This window comes from Pseudocitrobacter corydidari (assembly GCF_021172065.1).
In the GTDB taxonomy this organism is placed as follows: domain Bacteria; phylum Pseudomonadota; class Gammaproteobacteria; order Enterobacterales; family Enterobacteriaceae; genus Pseudocitrobacter; species Pseudocitrobacter corydidari.
Genome location: NZ_CP087880.1, coordinates 1,212,264 through 1,235,384 on the forward strand (window position 1 = coordinate 1,212,264; position 23,121 = coordinate 1,235,384).

The following is a 23,121-nucleotide window of genomic DNA, read 5'->3' on the forward strand; positions in this document are numbered from 1 at the left end:
GCAAATACTCCGTCTGTACTCCGTTAGTCGAACTTGATCTACATCAAAAAAAATAGCATATTGCGCCCGGTTGTTAATTTATTATGCGGGCAATTTGGATGACGCTGTACCAGAATATGCTGATTTTCTACGCCGTGATGGCGACTCTCTGTGCTTTTATCACCTGGTTCCTGACCAAAGAAACCCCTACCGTTCGCCTGATGGCGACCGTTTTGATCGGTGCGACCTGGCCGTTCAGCTTCCCCGTTGCCCTGATGCTCTCATTGTTCTGATTCCGGACAACCTGCTGGTAACCTGATGCGTGATACTGTATAAAAACACAGTCATTCATCAGGAGGTTACCTATGAACTCTTTTCATTCGAACATTGCCGGTGCCGCCGTCCGCTTTCATGACTTACCGGGTCAGGGCATGCCTGTCGTTTTTGTTCACGGCCTCGGCTGCGCCTCTTCCTACGAATACCCTCGAATTGTTGCCGATGACGCTTTTTGCAACCGTCGCGCGTTGCTGATTGATCTACCCGGTAGTGGTTACAGTGATAAACCTGCTGATTACCCGTTCACCGTCAGCGCGCAGGCTCAGGTTGTTGCTGAACTTCTTACCGGTTTGCACATTGATGACTGTTATCTCTATGGTCATAGCATGGGCGGCAGCATCGCGATTGAAGCGGCGCATCTGCTGGGGCACCGCGTTCGCGCCCTTGCGGTTTCCGAGCCCAATTTTTATTCCGGTGGCGGTATGTTCAGCCGCAAGATAGCGGCACAGACGGAAGCTGAATTTATTGCCAGCGGTTTTACCCGGCTAGTTGCAACAGAAACCACTCCATGGGCAGGCTGTGTGCAGAACACGGCACCCTGGGCGCTATGGCGTGCGGCGAAGAGCCTGGTCGACGGTGTATCGCCTGACTGGATGTCACGTTTTTTGGCGCTGAAGTGCGCAAAAGCGCTAATTTATGGCGCGCATTCACTCCCTGCATCAGACGCGGATGAAGTGGCCGCAGCAGGTATACCGTTGCACATAATTCCTGATGCCGGTCACTGTATGTCCTGGGAAAATCCCGCTCAGTTGGTGACATCACTGGATGCCATTTTCACAGCGACGCAGAACAAATACTCCGGCCCGCAGGCCGAAGTGTGAGCAGAATCAGAAGGGTAACTGCCGTGGCTGGGTTTGCATTGTTATCCAGCGTAGCTCCGTAAATTCAGCCATACCCGCCCGACCGCCAAAGCGCCCGTAGCCCGAGTCTTTGCAACCGCCAAAGGGCATCTGCGCCTCATCATGAACGGTCGGCCCGTTGATGTGGCAAATGCCGGTTTGCAGGTTTTGTGCAACATTCCACGCGCGGGCGGTATCGCGGCTATAAACAGCAGAAGAGAGGCCGTAAGGGCTATCGTTAGCAATACTGACAGCCTCATCGGTATCACGCGCGCGAATAATGGCTTTCACCGGGCCAAAGGATTCCTCATGCCATAAACGCATGTCGGGGGTAACGTCATCGATAAGTGTTGCTTGCATCAACGTTGACTCCGCTTTGCCGCCGGTAAGCAGACGAGCGCCTTTTGCCAGCGCATCGTCTATTAATGCATTGCAGCGTTCGACCGTTTTCATGTCGACCACGGAACCGAGTAGCCCTTTGGGTAACCCGTTAACCCGATTGACCAGCGCATCAATAAACGGGGCGGCAATGGCGTTGTCGACAATAATGCGCTCGGTTGACATGCAGATTTGCCCGGCGTTGGCGAACGCGCCAAATGTCGCTCCGGCGGCGGCCTGTTCAATATCGGCGTCATCCAGGACCAGCAGCGGCGCTTTGCCGCCCAGTTCGAGCACGACGGGCTTCAGATTGCGGGCACAGGTTTGCGCGATAATCCGGCCAACGGCGGTAGAGCCGGTGAAGTTGACGCGGCGTATTGCCGGATGAGCGATAAGTTGTTCGACGCGGGCAGGAGCCGATTGTGGCGTAAAAGTGAGGTAGTTCACCACTCCGGGTGGGAATCCAGCGGCAGCGAGGGCGGTAATGATCAACCCTTGCGTGGCAGGTGAGAGTTCAGACCCTTTAAGGATCACCGTGTTCCCGCAGGCCAGCGGTGTGGCGATGGCGCGTACGGCCAGAATAACCGGTGCATTCCATGGCGCCATGCCGAGCACCACACCCGCGCCCTGACGCGTAGCCAACGCAATGTTACCAGGCGTGTTAGAGGGAATAACCTGACCCTCAATCTGGGTAGTGAGCGCTGCCGCCTCCCGCAGGATCTCCGCGCCAAGATGGACGTTAAAACCGGCCCACTGTTCGGTAGCTCCGGTCTCAGCGTGCATGGTGGCGATAAATTGTTCGCGCCGTTGCTCAAGCGCCTCGGCTGCGGCAAGCAATAAACGACGGCGCTCGCCGGGCGACGTATCGCGCCAGCCTGGGAAGGCTGCGGCGGCAGATTGTGCTGTACGATCGGTATCCTGCTGTGTGGCTACCGATGCCACGCTTGCCGTGTCGCCGGTAACCGGGTTTAGTCGTGTGTAAGTCGCATTATCCGCAGCGGCGCAAGCTTCGCCGTTAATAAAAAGGGGGCTGGTTATTGTCATGTTGACCTCATATGCACGGAAGACGCGTTGAGTGTAGAGCCCGCTTGTGAGGCTGCCCACGTAGTACACGGATTTCGCACACTTTTTTTCGGTCTTACCACATGGCTCACATCACCTTAAGCATCTGCCGAAGCGCCTGGCGGTCGGGTGATGATACGTCATAGATATCGTCCCGACATTCGCCCGCTCGGGTGTAAAGCGCCACCAGCCAGTCGTATACATAGCGGCTGGCGGCGTGTACAGGCTGCTCATCAAGTTGCGTCAGGCGATGCATTGTTCGGGCAGGTGGGGCGGCGAAAATAGCGAGACCCATAGCCACTCGGCTGGCGGGCCTTTCAGCGGCGTTGATCCCGGCATAACCGAGCCAGGATATAAAATTGCCTATTATGGCGCGAAGTTGCGCTGGGCTCGCCTGATGCTGAGTGGCCGCGAGGCACAATTGCTCTGCCAGTTTGCGTTGATGGCTGATGGCGATCAGCGTATCGCAAAGCTGTTGCAGGGTATCAGGGGATAACCCCAACCGCTCAGCGCTGGCTTGCTGGCGACCCCAATGGCGAAGATGTTGGCACCACAACCGGAATGCCTGCGTCCCAGCGTCGTGGGCACGCTTTTGTGGCAATGCCAGCGAGTCGGGTTTGGCAAAGAGATCAAAATCAGCGTGAATCTGGGTTGTCACCCGTGCTTCACGCGCGTGTTGTATTTCGCCAATGGCGTTAAAGCGTTCGAGAGAAGGGAGTAGCCCCTCCAGTAATTCGCCGTGATGCGCCGCCTGGCCCTGAAGCGCGCGGATCAACGATTCGCTTTGCACGGAATGAGATTCCTGCCCATTAAGTATCGGTCTGAGCAGCGTTTGGACGGCTTGCTTGTGTAGCACGGCTAACGTATCGAAGCGTTGCTTTCGCGTTGCAGGTAATGTGGCGCGTGCGAGCCATTCAATCAGCCGCGCCAGGCTACTGCTGTCAAAGGCGTGTAGCGTCCCCCAACGCTGGCCCGGTTTGCCCACTAAGCGCTGAATTGCTTCATCAAGCTGTACATTGTTAGCGGCGCGATCGTCTTGTGGGGTAATGGTCCATACCAGCCCCGGCAAGCCACCGTCCTGCTGTGGCTGCGTCGTGTCGGCCCACTGGCTCAGGGATCTGGCGATATACGGGATAGCGCTTCGCTGGTGAGTAGCGTTGCAAATAACCAGTACATCCGGTTGCCGCTGCTGACGGAATGCCTCCAACAGCCAGTGGCACTTGCTGGCCCACAATGCGCCTGACCCGTCGAACGGTGGCGCAGGGATGTCGATAATATCGACATCCTTCAGCACATTGCATGGGCTGCATAAAACCAGTTCGGCCGTCAGGAGGGCCAGCGTGGAACGCGATAGGCTGACGGTTTGTTGGCCTGGCAATTGCACCAGTACGGACGGATCGTCCTCGCATCCGGCGGATAAAAACCCTTCTGTCGGCAGCATAAAGGTGTCGACCAGCAGACTTAGCGGTGCGCAGATATCGGTCGCGTTACCCAGTAAATGCAAGGTATGCGACAGGGTTTGCCACTGCTGCGTAAGATCGGGGCGATCGCCCCATAGCAGTGACCACGCGCGGGTACGGGCATCGAGATCCAGTGACGGCAGCAGTTCGGCAAACGCATACCACTCACTCTCGCTAATCTCCTGCTGCGCCGTGGGCACTACCGATTGCCAGAAAAGCACCACGTTTGCGGCATCTTCAGCGGTCAGTGCCGCGGTCACCTGTGGTTGACGCAGGTTTTGCAGTAATGCCAGACGCTCGCGAAACGTCTGGGCCCGCAAGGTGCGGTTTACAGCGTGGCCGATAAAGACCTGCGCCAGCTGTGCCTCCCGCAGCAGGCGTAAACGCAACGGGAAGTCATTGTCAGACGATGGATTTTCACACGTAAAGCGCAGCGCCATTTGGCAGCGTCGATGGCCCGGATTAATGTGGGTGGCGTAGTCGAGGCGTTTTTCGCCAACAGCGATCGGCAGGCGATCATGACTGTCGCCGCACAGCGCGTTCAACAGCCAGGCTTTTGAACGCTGAGAATGGCCGAAGAGTGCCAGTGTACCGCGTTGCTGTTGGGAAACCTCCAGCGCCTGGTGCTGTGCGCTCAGGCCCAGCAGATGAAAAAGCAGTGCATCCGCGTCAATGTCCAGCCCTGGGGCATTTTTACGGGTGGTGGAAATCCATGCCATTACAGCCTGTTCTGTTGTCATGCTAAGTAAACGCTCCCGCTATCGATCCAGTAATGGCTCCCGCGATGTCGGCGGTCGGCCAGCGTATTAAGTTTCAACGTCAGGGCCTGGGTAGATACTGGCGTACCGTCGGCAAGCCACGCATCGCTCAGGCTAAACGAGAGTGCGCCTTCCGTATTCGTGCTTTCCTGAAGTGCCAGCCGCACCTGTAAAACGCCATCTCCGGCGATGGTTTTTGCAAGTTCAGGTGAGTTGATGCTCAGGGTATACAGCGGCGTGGCAGGCCAACGCGCGTTGGCGAGCTGGCGGAAGCCCAACGTCACGCTTCCGCGCAGCGGGAAGTGAAGCCGCGCATCCAGTTTTACGCCGGGTTTATCGAGATCAAGATCCTGATACCAGACATTCTCATCGCGCAGAATATTCACGGTTTTATCCAGTACGCCAAGATAACGGACGGTGGAATAGGCCCCGATATCCGCTGCTTTAAAGTTAAAGTGCGGCAGGCGTAAATCGAGCGCCAGGCTGCATAGCATCGCGCCAACCGCAGCGGTAGATTTGGGGTTGCCAATGCGCCCTTGCTTGCTAAAGGGATACCACTCATGTACCGGGTAGCGGTCGAGCCAGACCATGCGACTCACCGGCACGGGCTGCAAATAGCGAATCAGCGCCTGCACACCGGGCAGACAACCGGGACGGCCGGTAATCAGCAGTACATCGCAGGTATAATGGGTGATGGCTTCACACAAGGCGTGCAGCGGCGCGGCGAGGGTAAATTCGCCCGCCAGCATGGCGTCGTGCAGGTCGCGGAACGTCACCGCCAGCGGTACGGACATCACATCAAAAGTTTTGCTTTCAGCGGGTAACGCGTGCTCTACGGCCTGATTAATGTAATTCAATACGTTGCGGGTGAGCGGTTGTTCGAGCAGCTCGCCGAAGGTGGCGTGCAGCCCGGCTAATGGATCGGCGCTATCGCTCCGCTCCCAGGCGGCGAGAATGGCATGACCCATTGGGATAAACAACTGCAGCGTGGTTTGCTGGCGCAGCACGGCCAGCGCATCCAGTCGCCCTGAATCACCAAAAAGTGTCGCCATCAACGCGGGCGCGTCGGTCACCCCGGCATGTTGCAGATGTGTTTGCAACGCGGGAAGGACGCAGCGCTGGATGATATCCAGCAGGACGTCGTCTCCTGCCACTTTGAAGCCTTCGCGAAACAGCAACTGGGGCGTAATTTTGACGTTGCCGCCCGCGCCATCATCAAGTTGGTATTGGGTAATGGCCATGTCGGTGGTTCCACCGCCCAAATCAATAGATGCTACGCGGAGCGTGCGCTCGCGGGCAATGTCAGGATCTTCAGGCCGATCCGGACGGGCGAGCGCCGCAAACAGCGTTTCCGTTTGGCCGGAATAATGGGCAATCGCTTCGTTATACAGCCAGACCAGCTGGCCGCAGCTGGCTTCATCCCATGCCATTTGAATCTGCGGCAGCGGCACCCGGCACTGGCGAGCATCAAACTCATCACTCTGCGGATGCCAGCCCAACGCTTTCCACACCAGCACCAGCGCGTCAGACATCCGGCGGCGGAAGATTTCACGCTCCTGTTTTGGCATCGCCGAGGGGAGTGTGAGGATCAGGGTTCTAAGCTGGCGCGGCGACGCCGGAAAGCCGAGGCGTAAGCGGGTGGCGACGCTGTTGATTTGCCCCAGCGCCTGCGCCAGTAATTCACACAGCATATGCGTCATCAGCGTGCTGCGGCTGTAATGCGGCGTAAATACCGGCATCCGCTCATCCTGAGGGAGGTTAAACAGCGGTTCACCGTCGTCATTCATCAGATTCATTAACGGCGAGGCTGTCGCCAGCGGTTCACGCTGTGATTTACCGTTTAACTGGCTGAAGCGCCAGCTTTGCACGGTTGGCGTTTCATCCCACAGATAGCGTCGTGGGCTGGAAAGCCCGCTATGGCCTTCAGTGCCGGTACGCTGCATTGCCAGCTTACGTGCTTCATCGCCCACGCGGACTAACGACGGCCAGATAAACGCGTTTTCACGCCCGCTTTCAACGGAAAAGTGCTGCTTGCCAAACCGCGTCTGCGCAAACTCCACCCGGCTGGTAAACATCGGCGCATTCAAAAATTGCGGCTGACTCAGCGAGCGAACCTGAAGTTCAGCTGTCTGCCGCAGCCCATCATTTGCGTCGCCATGATCTTCAATCAGTACGCCGCAGGTGTGCGTATTGCCGACATCCAGAATCAGATCAACTGGAATAGCAGGGGTGCTAAGCGTCGTGGTTACTAGCTTTACTTCCGGAACGACCAACTGTTCGCCGAGCATCGCGATGATATTTAACCAGTGACCCTGATATTCAAACATCCGCATCGCTTGCGCGAGATCGTGTTCGCTGCGCGATTCATGTTGATGCAGGGCCTGGATAAATGCCTCACGCAGCCAGCCATCGATCCACGTTTGATCGAGAAAATCGGCCAGTTCGGCATCCTGCCACGCCAGCACAAAACGCGTGCCGTTGAGAACGTCATTCTCGACTGGCGCCAGTGTTGCAGAGTCATTACTGCACGTCTGGCTATCGAAAGCTAACGTCACGCGATGACTATTACCGGCACTGTCGGGTGTTTCAAGTTTACGGATTTGCACGCGCGCCCAGTTGTCTGGCCCCTCAACAAAGGTGCGTGGCGGATTGAAACGGAAAAAAGGCAGCGGAAGCCATACGCCATCCAGCAAACTGAGCGAGTGGTGCAGATCCAGCGTGCTTTCCGGTTTGACCACTTCAGGTTGATGCAGGGCATCGCCTGCCAGCGTATAGCGCAGATGCGCGGCATCCCAGCTCAACCGTAGCAGCGGGCCATTGGCGGTTTTACGCACAAAGCGGCCAACGCCCGCGGAACTTTGCGGCGTTAAGCCAAAATCAAGAAACTGCACGCCGCTGTCGGCAATCAGCGTAACGCTTTGTTTATAATCGCAAAGAGTGACAAGCATCGTCAGGCTCCGATTTTCTTAAAGGTGACAGGCACGCTCTTGTCTGCGCTATAGCGCGCGGTACAGGCGGCAACATCAAAGGTGTTCGCTTTACAGCTAATTTCAGGCATTGGGAAGCGGGTCCCATCGCTACAGCGCGCCGTGCCGCGTGTTTTAATCAGCAGTTCGCCGTTCTGATGCAGCCCGGCGAACAGAGCAACCCGGCAGATGACATTGTCGCCGTGTACCAGACGGGCCGTGCCTTTGTTGTTTTCAATCTGATAGCGCAGCGACGGGGCATTTTTCATGTCGAGCAAAAGTCGCCAGTTGCCGTTCAGGAAACGTGTCGTTCCGGCGCGGAGCTGGTTGGGTTCCATCACCAGCGCATCTTTAGCAATGGGGGCCAGTACAATTTCTTTCGCGAGGGCCGGTTGTTCGGTGTGGCTGGCTAACTGTAAGGGCAGTGTGCGGGTGAGCATTGGCATCGTTGGGGTGCCAACCACCGGGGATTGCGCCGCCTGTACGGGCGACGGCGCGGATGGCCAATAGAACGTTGCAACCGCTGCCATAAAAATTGCCGCCGCGAAGGGTAGCGCCCAACGTAAGCGTCCTCGCGCCGTGGCGGCGCGGTGAATTATGGGGGCTACATTTGAAGCCGATTCCTGTTCGTAAAGCAGCGGAATATCGGCCTGAGCAAAGGCTGGCATCGGTTCAGTGGGCGAGTCGTCGGCAGGAAGATGTTCAATGCCCGGCTCTGCCTCAGCGATACGCAGGCAGGCGAAAGCATCGTCACGCGCGCTTTGGTTGAGGTTCACAAATCCCCAGAAACAAATAACCGGTTTGTCATTCACCAGAAAAAGGTGATTCGCGCCTGGAAACTGCAATGTGTTTTCCAGCAGCGCGCCGAAGAGCTGTTGTGCGGGTTTACCCGATTGCTGACAATTGCCAGAGAGCGTCCACACCGTTTGCTGGAGAGCATCAAGATAGCGCAGGGCAGCTTCGCGCTGAGCCTCACTGGCACCGTTCCAGCTGACTACGCTGCCTTCAACAGGCGAATACCAGTCAACGCGGTCGCCTTCATCATTTAGCTGCGGAATCGCCAGGCTGTCACATACGACGAATTGTTTACGCAGGCGAAGGGTTTCGCGCACCTGATTTGCCGAGTCAAACACGGCCTGCCCGCCGCCGCCCACCGCCTGAAAATCATCAAGATTTCCGCTGCGTAAGAGAATTTTTGCCACGTTATTGCCCTTTAGACTTCTTCACGTCATTACTTTACGCAATGGGGCATAACAACAAACGGTGAATGAGAGGGGCAAAATGGCTATTTCTCGGCGTATTAAGTGAAATTTAACGAGTCTGATGAAGAAAGCAGCATTCACCACCGCTTTTGCATATCCTGAGATAAATTCGTTATTTGCCAGTCCTGACACCCTGTGCTGTTATTAAACCCCATATAATAAAATCGAAAGGCTTATAACCATGTCTACAGGGAAAACACTTCTCGCGCTGGCGCTGAGTGCATTATTACCGGCAAGCGCGGCGTGGTCCGCGAACAACGACACGCTGATTTACTGTTCAGAAGCGTCACCTGAATCTTTTAACCCGCAAATTGCCAGTTCCGGCCCGTCATTCGTCGCCAGTTCGCAGGTGTTATATAACCGCTTGATCAATTTCGACCCGGTGAAAAATACGCCGATACCGTCGCTGGCAACCGAGTGGAAAATTTCACCGGACGGGCTGACCTATACGTTTACCCTGCGTCAGGGGGTGAAATTCAACAGTAATAAATTCTTCAAACCCACCCGCGACTTTAACGCTGATGATGTGGTGTTCTCTGTGCTGCGCCAGAAGGACGCCAGTCACCCATACCATAACGTTTCGCAGGGCAGCTATGAATATTTCCACGATGTTGGTCTGGATTCGCTGATTAAAGAGGTGAAAAAGATCGATGATTATCACGTTCAGTTTGTCCTTAATGAACCGAACGCCGCGTTTCTGGCTGACTGGGGGATGGATTTCGCGTCGATACTTTCCGCTGAATATGCCGATGCAATGTTGAAGAAGGGCACCCCGGAAAACGTCGATAACTGGCCGATTGGCACCGGGCCGTATGCGTTGCAACAGTACAAAGTGGACTCGCTCATTCGTTACATCGCCAACCCGAACTATTGGGATGGCGAAGTGCCGACGAAACACCTTATTTTCTCTATCACGCCAAATGTCCAAACCCGTCTGGCAAAACTGCAAACCAACGAGTGCCAGATTATCCCGGCACCGTCGCCGGTCCAGTTTGAGGAAATTAACAAGAATAAAGATCTGACCCTGCATAAAGTCGATGCGCTGAACGTCGGTTATCTGGCGTTTAATACCGAGAAAAAACCGTTTGATAATGTGCTGGTGCGCCAGGCCCTGAACTACGCCACCGATAAACAGGCCATTATCAAAGCCGTATTTTTGGATTCCGGTACGGTCGCGAAGTCACCGATCCCGCCGAATATGCTGGGCTTTGACAAAAATCTTAAGGACTACACTTACGACCCGAAAAAAGCAAAAGCGCTATTGAAACAGGCGGGGCTGGAGAAAGGCTTTGAAGCGACGTTATGGTCGATGCCGGTGCAGCGCCCGTATAACCCAAATTCGCGGCGTATTGCGGAGATGATTCAAAGCGACTGGGCGAAAGTGGGCGTCAAAGCCAAAATTGTATCCTATGAGTGGGGTGAATATCTCTCGGGGATGCGTAAAGGTGAGCACGATACCGCACTGTTTGGCTGGATGTCGGATAACGGCGATCCTGATAACTTTGCCGGCACGCTGCTGGGTTGCGGCAGTATTAAATCCGGCTCCAATGCCGCGCGCTGGTGTAATAAAGAGTATGATGGGCTGGTGAAAAAAGCACTGCTCGCAAGCGATCCGGCAAAACGCGCCGCGCTCTATGGTCAGGCGCAGGAAATTTACTACCAGCAAGCGCCGTGGATCGCGCTGGCGAACGGAAAAACGTTCTACGCGACGCGCAGTAACGTGACGGGGTACAGCGTCAGCCTGATGGGCAGTGATTTTTCGAAAACGAAAATCAATTAAGGAGTGTGTATGTCACATCTGGATGAGGTCATTGCGCGGGTTGACGCCGCGATTGATGAGAGTGTGATCGCTCATATGAATGAACTGCTGGTGGTGCTCAGCGATGACGCGGAGCTTAGCCGGGACGATCGCTATACGCAGCAGCAGCGCTTGCGTACAGCGATTGCGCATCATGGCCGTCAGCATAAAGAGGATGAGGAGGCGCGTCGCGACCAACTCACCCGTAGCGGCACCATTCTGTAATGCTCAAAACTGGCGTCTGGCCACCAACCAGGCGCCGACCACCAGCAGTATCGCACCGCAGACCGGGCCTACCAGCGCTCGCCACGGAATTCCCTGACTTTTCACAATATCCATCACCAGCCCGCCAATCAACTGGCTGGCGACCAGCACCGCAATAGTCGTCGCCGCGCCCACATATTGATAGCCACTGATACTGGCGAAAACAAAAAACGACCCCAACAGGCCCGGAATTAATGTCCACCACTTTACCGCAGAAACCAGCTCACTTGCGCCCGCCAGCCCGTACTTCACCAGCAGAATACTGACAAACAGCACGATGCCGACCAGCGAGTTCAGCAGCATAGCAATCAGAATGGTTGAGGAGCTCTGAGTGATGCGCACCATGAGCGTATTCTGAATCACCAGGCCAATGCCAGCGGCAACCAGAAACGCTAAGGTGAGGCTGCTGTTCATGCTTTTCCATCCGGATCGGTGCGGTTATCCAGCTGTAGTTGCATGAAGGTGAGGTCCAGCCAGCGGCCAAATTTGGTACCGACTTGCGGCATCTGCCCGGTCGTGATGAAACCTAAGGTTTCATGCAGATGCAAAGACGCGGCATTCTGCGCCTCGATACCCGCCACCATTACGTGCTTCCCACGACGACGCGCTTCTTCTATCAACGCAGCCAGCAGCGCGCGGCCAAGACCTTTTCCCTGGTGATCCGGGTGAACATACACCGAGTGTTCCACCGTATGGCGGAAACCATCGAAGGCCCGCCAGTCGCCATAGGATGAGTAGCCGGTCACCACGCCGTTTTCTTCGCTCACCAGCACCGGGAAATGGGCGAACTGGCGGGCTTCGAACCAGGCGATACGGTTGTCGGTATCAACGGTTTTATCGTTCCAGATAGCCGCGGTATGCACGACGGCATGGTTATAGATTTCGGCGATCGCCGCGCAATCTTCTTTCGTCGCAAAACGAATGCTCATGACTTGAACCTCAGAGAATGTTCACTATAGTATAACGATATGAATACTATTGAAGACAATTTAAATCAACGGATCGGTGCAAGAATTCGTATCGAACGTGAATCACGCGGCTGGTCATTGAGCGATCTCACCGAGCGTGCGGGCGTCTCTCGCGGCATGATCCATAAAATCGAACGCGGCGAGAGCAGCCCGACGGCGGCGCTGTTGGCTCGTTTGTCCGGTGCTTTTGGGATTAGCATGTCGACGCTGATTGCGCGAGCTGAAATGCAGGAGGGCAAACTGCTGCGCTTTGCCGATCAGCCCGTCTGGCACGATCCGCAAACGGATTATTTGCGCCGTCATGTTTCACCGCGTAGCGATATGCCGATTGATCTTGTGCAAATCGAACTGCCTGCGGGCAGCGATATTCCGATGCCTGCCTCGGCTTATGCCCTGGCGCGACAATTGATCTGGCTGACGAAAGGCGAGCTGGTTTTTGTCGAGGGCGATACGCGCCATGAGATGAAAACGGGGGATTGCCTTGAACTTGGCCCGCCGAACGACTGCCGGTTTATTAATGAGACGAAAGAAGCCTGTACGTATCTGGTGGTAAGGCTCAACACGCCTCCTGCCTGATGCGCCGCATATTGTTAAACGTAAAGTGCGAATCAACGCTACGCTCTGTACAGGTTTTCAAACAAAGGCACAGGTTATGACCAAAGAGACATTACGCCAGCGTCGCTGGGTTCTGGCATCACGCCCACACGGTGAGCCGGTTGCTGATGATTTCCGCCTTGAAGAGGCAAATGTTCCTGAACCCGCAGAGGGCGAAGTGCTGCTACGCACAATCTATCTTTCACTCGATCCCTATATGCGTGGGCGAATGAGCGATGCGCCATCTTACTCACCGCCGGTCGAACTGGGCGCGGTGATGGTGGGCGGCACCGTTAGCCGGGTAGAGCAATCGCGTCATCCGAATTTTAAAACGGGTGAATGGGTGCTGGGTTACAGCGGTTGGCAAACTTATGATGTATCCAACGGTGACGGGCTGGTGAAACTTGGCGATGCGCCGGAACATCCTTCCTGGTCACTCGGTATTCTGGGCATGCCGGGCTTTACCGCCTATATGGGCCTGCTCGATATCGGCCAGCCTAAGGTGGGCGAAACGCTGGTAGTGGCTGCTGCCACGGGCCCGGTTGGGGCGACGGTGGGGCAAATCGGTAAACTGAAAGGCTGCCGCGTGGTGGGCATTGCGGGCGGGCCAGAGAAATGCCGTCATGCGGTGGAGGTATTGGGGTTTGATCTCTGTATCGACCACCGGGCGAAGGATTTTGCCGAACAGCTTGCCAGCGCCTGTCCGGCAGGGATTGATGTGTACTACGAAAACGTAGGCGGTAAGGTTTTTGATGCCGTATTGCCACTGCTTAATACTTCGGCACGCGTGCCGGTATGTGGCCTGGTGAGCGGTTATAACGCTACCGACCTTCCTGATGGCCCCGACAGGCTGCCGCTGCTGATGGGCACTTTGTTGAAAAAACGGATCCGCATGCAGGGCTTTATCATTGGCCAGGACTATGGACATCGGATCGGTGAGTTTCAGGAGGAGATGGGCCGCTGGGTGCAGGAAGGAAAAATAAAATACCGTGAACAAATTATTGATGGCCTGGAGAATGCGCCTGCGGCGTTAATCGGGCTGTTAAAAGGGGAAAATTTCGGCAAAGTCGTTATTCGCCTCGCTAACGATAAGTAAAGATTGAAACGGCGTAGGTGATACGCCGTTTTTTTTCGTGCAAAAATATCATAAACCGCTTTAATATAGTGTAACAGAAGCGTTTATATAAAACGCTCAGCAAAAAGCATGATTTTTACGTAATTGATTCTCTCGCCATCATCAGGAAATGCAACACCGTCAGGTAGTCAATAACCGTATTTGAGATATGGCCCTGTATTGGGTCATGACGATGAGAGCGACCATTATTATGTTTGATTTTGCCAAAGCGCAAAGATTGAGTCTGACTCAACAGGTAGAACAAAATTTAAAAAATGCATTAATTATCGGCGCGCTAAAACCCGGCGCGCGACTGGTGACGAAAGATATCGCGGAAAGCCAGGGGATTAGTATTACCCCTGTGCGTGAAGCTTTGCTGCGTCTGGTCTCGTCCGGTGCGCTGTACGCGGCCCCAGCTCAGGCGTTTTTAGTCCCGGAGCTTAATCTGGCGCGTTATAATGAAATTCAGATAATCCGCAAAAAGCTGGAAGGAATGGCGGCAGCGGCGGCGTCTGAAAAAATGACCGTAGAAAAAGTAAGCCGATTACATCGATTAGTCGAAGAGTTTCACTCAATTAAAAGCAGCGGCGACATAGCTAAAACGTTACAGTCAAATTATCAGTTTCGTTTTTGTCTCTATGAATTTGCTGAAATGCCAACATTAACTGCGCTAATTGAGCAACTGTGGGTTCGCATTGGCCCCAGCTTCAATTATTTATACCCGCATGCGGATGAACAATTCTTTCAGCGTGAGTTTTATCGCGCATTACTTTTAGCGTTATCGAAAGGCGCGCAGGTGGAAAGTTATGAAGCTATCTGCGAGGTTATTGATGAAAGTGGGGCGATTATACAGAAACAATATACTAATTAATTTCAGAAATTAATTAGTACAGATAAACTCAATGCGTCAAATTTAGTAAACATCAAATATTGTTAGAGAAAACCCTCATCCCACAGGGACGAGGGTTGGGTTTGATTTACTCGAACGTCCAGCCCACGTTTAAGCCCACGCCGTAATTACGTCCCGGAGCGGGTTCGTAGTAGCGGCCATTTGATTCGTTAACGATGACGGAACCGACATACTCGCGATCAAACAGGTTATCCACGCGACCGAAGACGTCTATGTTCACCTTGCTAATGTTGAATTTATATCCGGTATTCAGACCGACGACCGTCCACGATGGCGCTTTAGCGGTGTTTTCATCATTCGCCATGATATCGCTCAGATAACGAATATCGCCCCCGGCGTACCAGCCGCTTTCTGGTTCATATCCCAGTGAGGCAAATCCCATATTGCGCGCGATCCCCGGCATACGATTGCCGTTACAGTTGCTATCGTCACATACGTTGGTGCGATAGGTTGCATCCAGATAGGTCCATGCGGCTTTCGCACGCCAGTTCTCAGCAAAGCGTTGATCAAGCGACAGTTCTGCGCCCTGTCGGCGTGTTTTCCCAGCGTTTTTATAGCTGGTGCGCCCGCCGCTGCTGGCATCGGTGACAATCTCGTTATCGGTGTTGGTCTGGAAGAGGGCAACTGAGAGCAACCCGTTGCCGATACGGGTTTTACTGCCAATTTCGACGGTGTCATTGGTCGACGGTTTAAGATCGAAATTCAAACCACTTTTCCCATCGGAGCGATAAGAAAGCTCGTTGATGGTCGGCGTTTCGAAACCGCGCCCGGCAGAAAGATAGACATTCCACGCATCGGTGATGGCGTACTTCAGTGAACCGGCGGGCAACCATTTGTGATAGTTGGCGTCGCCGCTGTCGTTGCCATTCTCAGGGGTGATGTAGCGATCGTTGGAATCAAACCAAACAGAACTATAGCGTACCCCGGCATCCAGGCTCAGTTTATCCGTCAATTGCCACTGGGTTTGCAGGTAGGGGTCGAGGTTCCACATCAGGTTACGTTCGTTGCGGCGCAAGTCGCCTTTCTGACCGTACTCCGGCGTGCTGCCGTTCATCACAAAGTTTTCATAACCCTTGCGCTGTTCGCTCATATTTTCATAATCGAGCCCGGTGGTGAAGGTCACCGGCACCAGCAGTTCGCCCCGGTGCGTCCAGCGGGTATCAATGCCCTGATAATGACGGGTGAGTTCAATCACGCCACCTGCATGAGTAGGGTTAAGCTGTGGCGCGCGTGGAATAGACTGGTACTGCGTGGTTTCGCGCTCGCCGGCGTAGAGCATCATGCTCAGATCATCGTTTTCCGTTAACTGACGATCGTAGCGTAAGCCTGCCTGCGTTTGCTTGATGGTTTTACGGGTGTGGTACTGCTCGGCGCGAGGCGACTGTTGCGGGTTATCGCGCCATTCGCTCTCAGTAAGCCCACCAGCATCATCGGCTTTAATATCGACGCTGTTAAACAGCAGCGTCAGTTTGCTGGCGTCATCAATGCGTACACCCAGTTTGGCGTTAGCGAGATTTTTCTGCGCACCGCTACGATCGCGGTAGCCGTGCGTCGAAAAACGGCTGGTGGAGACGGTGTAATCGACGTCACCTGCCTGCGTGCCGTCGCCCACTGCGCCGGAGGCTTTCAGGCCATATCGCCAGCTACCAAAACTGCCGTAATAGCTGCTGGCTTCGATGGTACCCGGCTGCTGCCCGGTTTGCGTGTTGACGTTGATCACACCGCCGGAGGAGTTCCCGTACAGCGCCGAGAAGGGCCCACGCAGGACATCGATACTTTCGACGCTGTTGATGTCAATATTAGAGGTCTGCCCCTGACCATCCGGCATGGTGGCGGGAATGCCGTCAACGTAGAGACGCAGCCCGCGCACGCCGAAGGTTGAACGCGCACCAAAGCCACGAATCGACAGCTGGAGATCCTGCGCATAGTTCTGGCGGTTTTGCACCTGCAAACCGGGTACTGCGCCAAGGGACTCAGAGAGATTCACGCGCGGCGCAGCGTGACGCATCTCCTCGCCATCGACCACGCTTACGGCCGCCGGGGTATCCAGTTCTGACAAAGTCTGTGGTGCCGCTGTAACGATGATCGTTTGCTCATCGGCTGCAAAAAGAGCAGGCGAGAAAATGAGCGGTAAGAGAAGCGCCGGAAGCGATGCTGAATGTACATTTATGATTTTCATTAGAAACCCGCAAGACGAACCAAATGGAACATTTCCTGGTTATGTTAATACTTATGTAAACATATTGAAAATCTTAGTGGCACTTTGCGTTAAACATGATGTCAAAAGATGAAAATTTTTACCTGCAACAGGGAATTAAGGCTCCACTTTCTGCTGATTAATGATTACTATTCGCATCTATAAAACGTCGTGCAATGACGCGATGAAGTAAAGAAGCCTTGTGAAGCAGTAACATATTGGTCCATCAAAGGGAGTCGTCATGTCATTACGTCAATTGTCTGCACCGCGTCTGCGTCGTTCGTTATTACTGAGCACTCTGTTACTGGCAGGTAGCTTCAGCGCTCATGCCGCCGACGAGATGCTGCGCAAAGCGGTCGGCAAAGGGGCTTATGAAATGGCCTATAGCCAGCAGGAAAATGCGCTCTGGCTGGCTACATCACAGAGCCGTAAACTCGATAAAGGCGGCATTGTTTACCGTCTTGACCCGGTGACGCTGGAAGTTACCCAGATTATTCATAACGATTTAAAACCGTTCGGCGCCACGATTAATAACCAGACCCAGACCCTCTGGTTTGGCAATACCACTAACAGCACCGTGACGGCGATTGACGCGAAAACCGGTGATGTGAAGGGGCGTCTGGTTCTGGATAACCGCAAACGCAGCGAAACCGTGCGCCCGCTGGCAACGCGTGAACTGGCTGTAGATGAGAAAACCAACACCGTTTACGTGACCGGGTTAGGTAAAGAGAGCGTAGTTTGGGCGATTGACGGCGAGAAACTGGCGCTGAAAGCGACCATCGAAAATACCGGTAAAATGGGCACCGGCCTGGCTGTGGATGCAGACAAGCAGCGTCTGTATGTGACCAACGGTGACGGCGAGCTGGTGACTATCGACACCGCGAGCAATAAAGTGCTGGAGCGTAAGAAACTTCAGGACGATGGCAAAGAGCACTTCTATATTAACATCAGCCTGGACACCGCAGGTCAGCGTGCGTTTATCACCGACTCTAAAGCACCGCAGGTGCTGGCGGTTGATCTGAAGTCTGGCAAGGTACTGGCGACTATCGATACGCCGGAATCCCTGGGCGTACTCTACAACCCAACTCGTGATGAAGTTTACGTGACGCAGCGTAAAGCGGGTACCGTGACGGTGATTGATGCGAAAACCTACAAGGTAACCAAAACCATCAAAACGCCAACCTTCCCGAACAGCCTGGCGCTTTCTGGCGATGGCAAAACCCTGTACGTGAGCGTGAAACAGGAATCGACTCGCGAGAAAGAAGCGACTCAGCCGGACGATGTGATTCGTATCGCGCTGTAATATAAAAAAAGCGGCTAATCAGCCGCTTTTTTATTCTCTTATATCAATTATGGCGCAGAGCGATGAATCTCATGCACGCGCTTACGTACGCCAAACCAACCCGCAACCAGCAGTACTGCAATCACCGGAATTGAGCCAATGGTGTAGGTACCATTTGGATAGTCAAACGCCATCAGCACCAGCACGCTGAACAGGAACAGCAGCGTGAGCCATGAGGTGAACGGTGCGCCCGGTAACTTAAAGCTGATATCCGCCGCTTTACCTTCTTTAATCGCTTTGCGCAGACGCATCTGGCAGACCACGATAAAGGCCCAGGAAGCAATAATCCCCAGCGATGCCACGTTCAGGACAATTTCAAACACCTGGGACGGCACCAGATAGTTCAGGAATACGCCGACCACATAGACGCCCAACGTCGCCAGGATACCCGCGTAAGGCACGTGCTGGCGGCTCATTTTGGACATGAACTTCGGTGCGGAACCGCCCATCGACATCGAACGCAGAATACGCCCGGTTGAATAGAGGCCCGAGTTCAGGCTGGAGAGCGCCGCAGTCAGGACCACTACGTTCATCACATCGCCCATATACGGCACGCCGAGTTTTGAGAAGAAGGTGACAAACGGGCTCTGGCCTGCCTGATAGGCGTTCCACGGCAGCAGCAGAACCAGCAGCACGACAGAACCGACATAGAACAGGCCGATACGCCAGATAACGCTGTTGATGGCGCGCGGCACGGTGTTCTCTGGATCTTTCGCTTCGCCGGCAGCGGTGCCAACCAGTTCAATAGAGGCAAAAGCGAAGACTACGCCCTGAACCAGTACCAGCGCAGGCAGCAGGCCGTGCGGGAAGAATCCGCCATTATCGGTGATGAGGTGGAAGCCGGTGGCGTTCCCGTCAAGCGGTTTACCGCTGCCGAGGAAAATCGTGCCGACAATCAGGAAGGCGACGATGGCCAGCACTTTCACCAGTGCGAACCAGAACTCCATTTCGGCAAACCATTTTACGCCGATCATGTTCATGGTGCCGACGATCGCCAGCGCGCCCAGCGCAAACACCCACTGTGGTACATCGCCAAACGCGCCCCAGTAATGCATATAGAGGGCGACGGCGGTGATGTCGACGATCCCGGTCATCGCCCAGTTGACGAAATACATCCAGCCTGCGACGTACGCGGCTTTTTCACCCAAAAATTCGCGGGCATATGAAACGAAACTGCCGCTGGAAGGGCGGTGTAATACCAGTTCACCCAATGCGCGCAGTATAAAGAAAGAGAAGATCCCGCACACCAGATAGACGATAGCCAGCGACGGCCCCGCCATCTGTAAACGTGCGCCCGCGCCGAGAAACAGGCCGGTACCAATCGCGCCGCCGATAGCAATCATCTGGATCTGACGATTGCCCATCGCTTTGTGATAACCCTCTTCATGGGAGTTCAGCCAACGGCGTTTCGCCGCACGCTGCTCCTCGGTGGTGTTGTGCTTTGTATTCATTAAATTTATACCTGCTTACCTGTCTAAATCCTTCACGGATGTCCTGTTACCCCGCGCAATAACAAACGATTGCGTGGATAGCAAATAATGCTGTCTTTCTCACGTTTCTGATGCAGAGATAAGACAAACATGGCGCTGCATCCTACACAAAACGCCATATTGACGCAAAATATAGATGCAGGTTCTCAGGGCCGCTCACAGCCTGGTTGCTGTCGATTCAGCAAACTTAACGATTTATGAATTCTGCTCATGGCTCCTTTCACATTTGCCGGGCTAATACTTGTCGCCTGGATGCGCTACGGTATAAAGCACAACGTAAGGAGAAACCGATGAAAATTATTCGTAGTGGATCGCTGCCGTCAGTTAAAGGCCCGGAAAACTGGTTTACCGGCACGGTCAGAATCGATGCGCCTTTCCAGGCTGAAGACCCCGCCAAAGTGGGTGGGGCAACGGTGACGTTTGAACCCGGCGCGCGCACCGCCTGGCATACGCATCCATTGGGCCAGACGTTAATTGTGACCCAGGGGCGCGGTTGGTTACAGGAGTGGGGGAAAGCGCCGGAAGTGTTAAATCAGGGGGATATCGCGTGGATCCCACCAGAGGTCAAACACTGGCATGGTGCGTGTGCCGAAACGGCAATGACCCATATCGCCATTGCCGAAGCCGAGAACGGCAGCCCGGTCACCTGGCTTGAGCATGTGACAGAGGAACAATATAAAGGCTGTTAATGTTAGCCTGAATATACATAAGAGCGAGCTATCCTACGGGGGCTCGCTTTTTTATTCTCCAGAATTAATGCAATCTTAAAATTTTCCTATGAGTTCAAAGCGTGAAAGGAGAAGTATACACTTTAGATGTGCAGATAATGGTGATCAGGGCAGGGCGGTAGCGCGCGGATGAATGATTAATAGCAATGATTTATGAATAATGATTCATGATATGCATGAATTCTGAAGGGAAATATGCAAATTACCAACAGCGAAATACATTTATCTATTACAACGATAGGGAAAATTGAAAATGCGCCGCAGTTCGATTTTTATCGTGAATGTTATGACCTGCTATTCACATTTGAATCGCAAGGCATACGCTATTCGCAAGTATGGCAATGCTATACAGGCGAACTGGATAAATTTCTAAAAGACCTAATCCTTTTAAAAGACAATGATATTTGTGATGAGATTTCTTTCGCCCCGATGAATGAAACTGGCATCATTGTTATCGGAAAAATCATGCAACCTTATGAAACTTATTATCTGAAATTCAGATTGCCTGCCGTATTGCGTTCAGAAATTTGTGTTCAAGGGGAGACAATGCTGGACCAGTCTTATATCGATAACATTATTATAGAATTTGCAGAATTGATGGATGTATGAAGGATATAGAGATGTTTAAACAAATCACGATCGCATTTGTATTGATGACGACGGTGGTAATACCTTGCACCGCGACGCGTACTGAGACCAAACCAAACGAAAATATCATCATTGGTACCCTGAGCCCGGATGCGGGAAATGACCTTGCGCATACGGCGTGTATGCTGAGCCGTTCAGGAAAAACCGATGCCAGCAACGTAGAATATATCGAGGGTGCGTACTGCCCGTTGGGGGCAAAAGAATGTGACTACTACGCCGTGATGAAGTTAAATGGTGTAGAAACGAGGTTAAAGCAAGTCATATCAAGTGAACATTCGGCGGCGTATTCCAACGGCGATATCACGCTGAATGCGCAACAAACGCGAATTCACCCTGAAACCGCGGACGATGAGGGAAGTGATTATAAGTTTGTGATGATGATTAAAACGAAAGGTGTTGAGAAGCGGGTTGAGATGGAGGGGTATTGTGGGGAGTGAGTGTGTTTACTAATGTTAAAATGACTCTAGCGTGATTATTAAAAAAAAAGGATGAAATTAACTCACTAAATTAATGCAACTCTTAATAGCATAGATAGCTGCGAAATGTATCCCGATAAAAACATCATTATCAAAAAACCATTATAGCGTAAGGTGGTGATAATAGGCTGAGCTTTGCAACTTCGATTAAAAAACGCCACTCCGGCGGAGTACAGTCATACCGGAGCAGCGGTAGCGATATATCGCCAGTTTCGGTTACGCCACAGACGGCGTGAGAGTAATACGATCCAGCGGCCCGACAATAAACAAATACGAAGCCAGGCCAATAAGCCCCATCGAGCCGACATACAGAATTGCATAGTCAAAAGATTGGGTATTCGCGAGGATCACGCCAATCACCAGTGGCGTCACAATGCTCGCGAGATTACCGCACATATTGAAAACGCCACCTGCAATACCTAACACCTCTTTAGGTGAGGTATCGCTCAACACGCACCAGCCCAGATTACCAAATCCTTTGGCAAAGAAGGCCAGGCTCATGGCCGCAATCACCACAAATTCCGAAGAGGTGTAGTTGGCGACGATAATGACGCACGAAAGCAGCATGCCGCAGATGACCGGGAATTTCCGCGCGGTCGTCAGGCTGTAACCGCGTTTAAGTAGCCAGTCAGAGAAGACGCCGCCCATTAATCCGCCGATGAATCCTGCGATAGCGGGAATACTGGCAACAAACCCAACTTTAAGAATCGACATGCCCTTTGCCTGATACAAATAGGTCGGAAACCAGGTCAGGAAAAACCAGGTAATGGATGTCACGCAGAACTGGCCGATATAAACGCCAATCATCATTCGGTTTACGCACACGCTTTTGATTTGCGCCAGCGTTAGTTTGTGCTGTTCTTTCTTACTTCCAAGCGTTGGCTCACCGCCTCCCTCACGAATATAATCCAACTCCTGCTGATTTACCTTTGGGTGTTGCAGCGGATCTTTCACTTTTACCAGCCAGAATATGCCCAGCAAAACGCCGATCGCCCCTATGTAATAGAAGACATAATGCCAGCTCAGGTTATGCAGAATAATTGTCATTAACGGCGTGATAATACCCAGTGAAATATACTGAGCTGCCTGATATACCGAAGTGACGAACCCGCGTTCATTGTTTGGGAACCACTGCACGCTTAGACGACTGTTTGCCGGAAAGGCCGGTGCTTCAATTGCGCCCATTAGTAAACGCAGCATCACCAGTACAATAAGCGGGCTGGCATAGAGATAAATAGTGCCCTGAAACATTGTCACCAAAGACCAGCCGATTAAGGCGCAGCCGTAAACCAGACGGGATCCGTACCGATCTAACAGCCAGCCGCCGGGCAGTTGCATAATGACGTAGGAAATACCAAATACGGAAAATGCGAGGCCCATAGCTTCCGGGTCGAATCCCAGCTCTTTACTCATAATCGGCGCAACAACGGAAAGTGTCGCGCGGTCGGCGTAGTTAAATACGGTGGCTAAAAACAGAAATATCAAAATGCTGTAACGGACGTTAGTACGTTTTATTATTGTATTCATCACCCACTCCTTTTTCAGGGTTGCG

At 53.3% G+C, this 23,121-nt stretch carries 20 protein-coding genes; 11 read left to right on the top strand and 9 right to left on the bottom strand.

What is annotated here, in order from left to right; all coding sequences use genetic code 11:
* Positions 1 to 98 precede the first annotated feature (98 nt).
* Together G163CM_RS05665 and G163CM_RS05670 are read left to right on the top strand one after the other, a co-directional pair.
* Positions 99 to 272 (top strand): GhoT/OrtT family toxin, encoded by a 174-nt coding sequence (locus tag G163CM_RS05665; RefSeq protein WP_071843511.1) that lies wholly within the window; start codon positions 99 to 101, stop codon positions 270 to 272.
* A 72-nt stretch (positions 273 to 344) separates the two neighbouring features.
* On the top strand, positions 345 to 1,136 hold the full coding sequence (locus G163CM_RS05670; RefSeq protein WP_231827184.1) for an alpha/beta fold hydrolase: 792 nt from the start codon (positions 345 to 347) through the stop codon (positions 1,134 to 1,136).
* 6 nt (positions 1,137 to 1,142) lie between these two features.
* Here the strand turns inward: G163CM_RS05670 and G163CM_RS05675 are convergent, their stop codons facing one another.
* From G163CM_RS05675 to G163CM_RS05690, 4 genes are all read right to left on the bottom strand, one after another.
* Positions 1,143 to 2,576 carry an aldehyde dehydrogenase gene (locus tag G163CM_RS05675; protein WP_231827185.1) on the bottom strand — a complete coding sequence of 478 codons (1,434 nt, stop codon included), beginning with the start codon at positions 2,574 to 2,576 and terminating at the stop codon, positions 1,143 to 1,145.
* 106 nt (positions 2,577 to 2,682) lie between these two features.
* A complete protein-coding gene (locus tag G163CM_RS05680) occupies positions 2,683 to 4,794 on the bottom strand; it encodes a virulence factor SrfC family protein (RefSeq protein WP_231827186.1) in 2,112 nt (703 codons plus the stop codon).
* Positions 4,791 to 7,760 (bottom strand): virulence factor SrfB, encoded by a 2,970-nt coding sequence (locus G163CM_RS05685; protein ID WP_231827187.1) that lies wholly within the window; start codon positions 7,758 to 7,760, stop codon positions 4,791 to 4,793. The genes G163CM_RS05680 and G163CM_RS05685 overlap by 4 nt, the downstream gene beginning before the upstream one ends.
* 2 nt (positions 7,761 to 7,762) lie before the next feature.
* Complete coding sequence (locus G163CM_RS05690) at positions 7,763 to 8,980, bottom strand: SrfA family protein (RefSeq protein WP_231827188.1); 1,218 nt, start codon at positions 8,978 to 8,980, stop codon at positions 7,763 to 7,765.
* Positions 8,981 to 9,221: 241 nt separating this feature from the next.
* Between G163CM_RS05690 and G163CM_RS05695 the strand changes: the two genes are divergently transcribed.
* On the top strand, positions 9,222 to 10,820 hold the full coding sequence (locus tag G163CM_RS05695; protein ID WP_231827189.1) for an ABC transporter substrate-binding protein: 1,599 nt from the start codon (positions 9,222 to 9,224) through the stop codon (positions 10,818 to 10,820).
* A 9-nt stretch (positions 10,821 to 10,829) separates the two neighbouring features.
* A complete protein-coding gene (locus tag G163CM_RS05700; RefSeq protein WP_015964329.1) occupies positions 10,830 to 11,063 on the top strand; it encodes a YdcY family protein in 234 nt (77 codons plus the stop codon).
* A gap of 3 nt (positions 11,064 to 11,066) precedes the next feature.
* On the opposite strand, the gene G163CM_RS05705 is transcribed toward G163CM_RS05700, so the two are convergent.
* Together G163CM_RS05705 and G163CM_RS05710 are read right to left on the bottom strand one after the other, a co-directional pair.
* Complete coding sequence (locus G163CM_RS05705; RefSeq protein WP_231827190.1) at positions 11,067 to 11,516, bottom strand: DMT family transporter; 450 nt, start codon at positions 11,514 to 11,516, stop codon at positions 11,067 to 11,069.
* Complete coding sequence (locus G163CM_RS05710) at positions 11,513 to 12,031, bottom strand: GNAT family N-acetyltransferase (RefSeq protein WP_231827191.1); 519 nt, start codon at positions 12,029 to 12,031, stop codon at positions 11,513 to 11,515. Before G163CM_RS05710 ends, G163CM_RS05705 begins: the two co-directional genes overlap by 4 nt.
* Positions 12,032 to 12,070: 39 nt before the next feature.
* On the opposite strand from G163CM_RS05710, the gene G163CM_RS05715 reads away from it, so the two are divergent.
* The 3 genes from G163CM_RS05715 (at position 12,071) to G163CM_RS05725 (ending at position 14,649) form a co-directional block, all read left to right on the top strand.
* Positions 12,071 to 12,646 (top strand): helix-turn-helix domain-containing protein, encoded by a 576-nt coding sequence (locus tag G163CM_RS05715; protein ID WP_015964332.1) that lies wholly within the window; start codon positions 12,071 to 12,073, stop codon positions 12,644 to 12,646.
* Positions 12,647 to 12,722: 76 nt separating this feature from the next.
* Entirely contained in the window at positions 12,723 to 13,760 is a 1,038-nt protein-coding gene (locus G163CM_RS05720; RefSeq protein WP_231827192.1) for an NADP-dependent oxidoreductase, read from the top strand.
* A gap of 229 nt (positions 13,761 to 13,989) precedes the next feature.
* Positions 13,990 to 14,649 carry a GntR family transcriptional regulator gene (locus G163CM_RS05725; RefSeq protein WP_231827193.1) on the top strand — a complete coding sequence of 220 codons (660 nt, stop codon included), beginning with the start codon at positions 13,990 to 13,992 and terminating at the stop codon, positions 14,647 to 14,649.
* Between the two features lie 106 nt (positions 14,650 to 14,755).
* Here G163CM_RS05725 and pqqU read toward each other — a convergent pair whose 3' ends face one another.
* The gene (pqqU, locus tag G163CM_RS05730; protein ID WP_231827194.1) at positions 14,756 to 16,867 is read right to left on the bottom strand and encodes a TonB-dependent receptor PqqU; all 2,112 of its coding nucleotides are present in this window, start codon (positions 16,865 to 16,867) and stop codon (positions 14,756 to 14,758) included.
* Between the two features lie 259 nt (positions 16,868 to 17,126).
* On the opposite strand from pqqU, the gene yncE reads away from it, so the two are divergent.
* Entirely contained in the window at positions 17,127 to 18,188 is a 1,062-nt protein-coding gene (yncE, locus tag G163CM_RS05735) for a 7-bladed beta-propeller protein YncE (RefSeq protein ID WP_231827195.1), read from the top strand.
* Positions 18,189 to 18,235: 47 nt separating this feature from the next.
* Here yncE and ansP read toward each other — a convergent pair whose 3' ends face one another.
* The gene (gene ansP / locus G163CM_RS05740; RefSeq protein WP_231827196.1) at positions 18,236 to 19,678 is read right to left on the bottom strand and encodes an L-asparagine permease; all 1,443 of its coding nucleotides are present in this window, start codon (positions 19,676 to 19,678) and stop codon (positions 18,236 to 18,238) included.
* 329 nt (positions 19,679 to 20,007) lie between these two features.
* On the opposite strand from ansP, the gene G163CM_RS05745 reads away from it, so the two are divergent.
* The 3 genes from G163CM_RS05745 (at position 20,008) to G163CM_RS05755 (ending at position 21,530) form a co-directional block, all read left to right on the top strand.
* Positions 20,008 to 20,406, top strand: a complete 399-nt coding sequence (locus G163CM_RS05745; RefSeq protein WP_231827197.1) for a (R)-mandelonitrile lyase — start codon at positions 20,008 to 20,010, stop codon at positions 20,404 to 20,406.
* A gap of 234 nt (positions 20,407 to 20,640) precedes the next feature.
* Positions 20,641 to 21,054 carry a hypothetical protein gene (locus G163CM_RS05750; RefSeq protein WP_231827198.1) on the top strand — a complete coding sequence of 138 codons (414 nt, stop codon included), beginning with the start codon at positions 20,641 to 20,643 and terminating at the stop codon, positions 21,052 to 21,054.
* A gap of 11 nt (positions 21,055 to 21,065) precedes the next feature.
* The gene (locus G163CM_RS05755) at positions 21,066 to 21,530 is read left to right on the top strand and encodes an adhesin (RefSeq protein WP_231827199.1); all 465 of its coding nucleotides are present in this window, start codon (positions 21,066 to 21,068) and stop codon (positions 21,528 to 21,530) included.
* Between the two features lie 255 nt (positions 21,531 to 21,785).
* Here G163CM_RS05755 and G163CM_RS05760 read toward each other — a convergent pair whose 3' ends face one another.
* Positions 21,786 to 23,096 carry an MFS transporter gene (locus G163CM_RS05760; protein WP_231827200.1) on the bottom strand — a complete coding sequence of 437 codons (1,311 nt, stop codon included), beginning with the start codon at positions 23,094 to 23,096 and terminating at the stop codon, positions 21,786 to 21,788.
* Positions 23,097 to 23,121 lie beyond the last annotated feature (25 nt).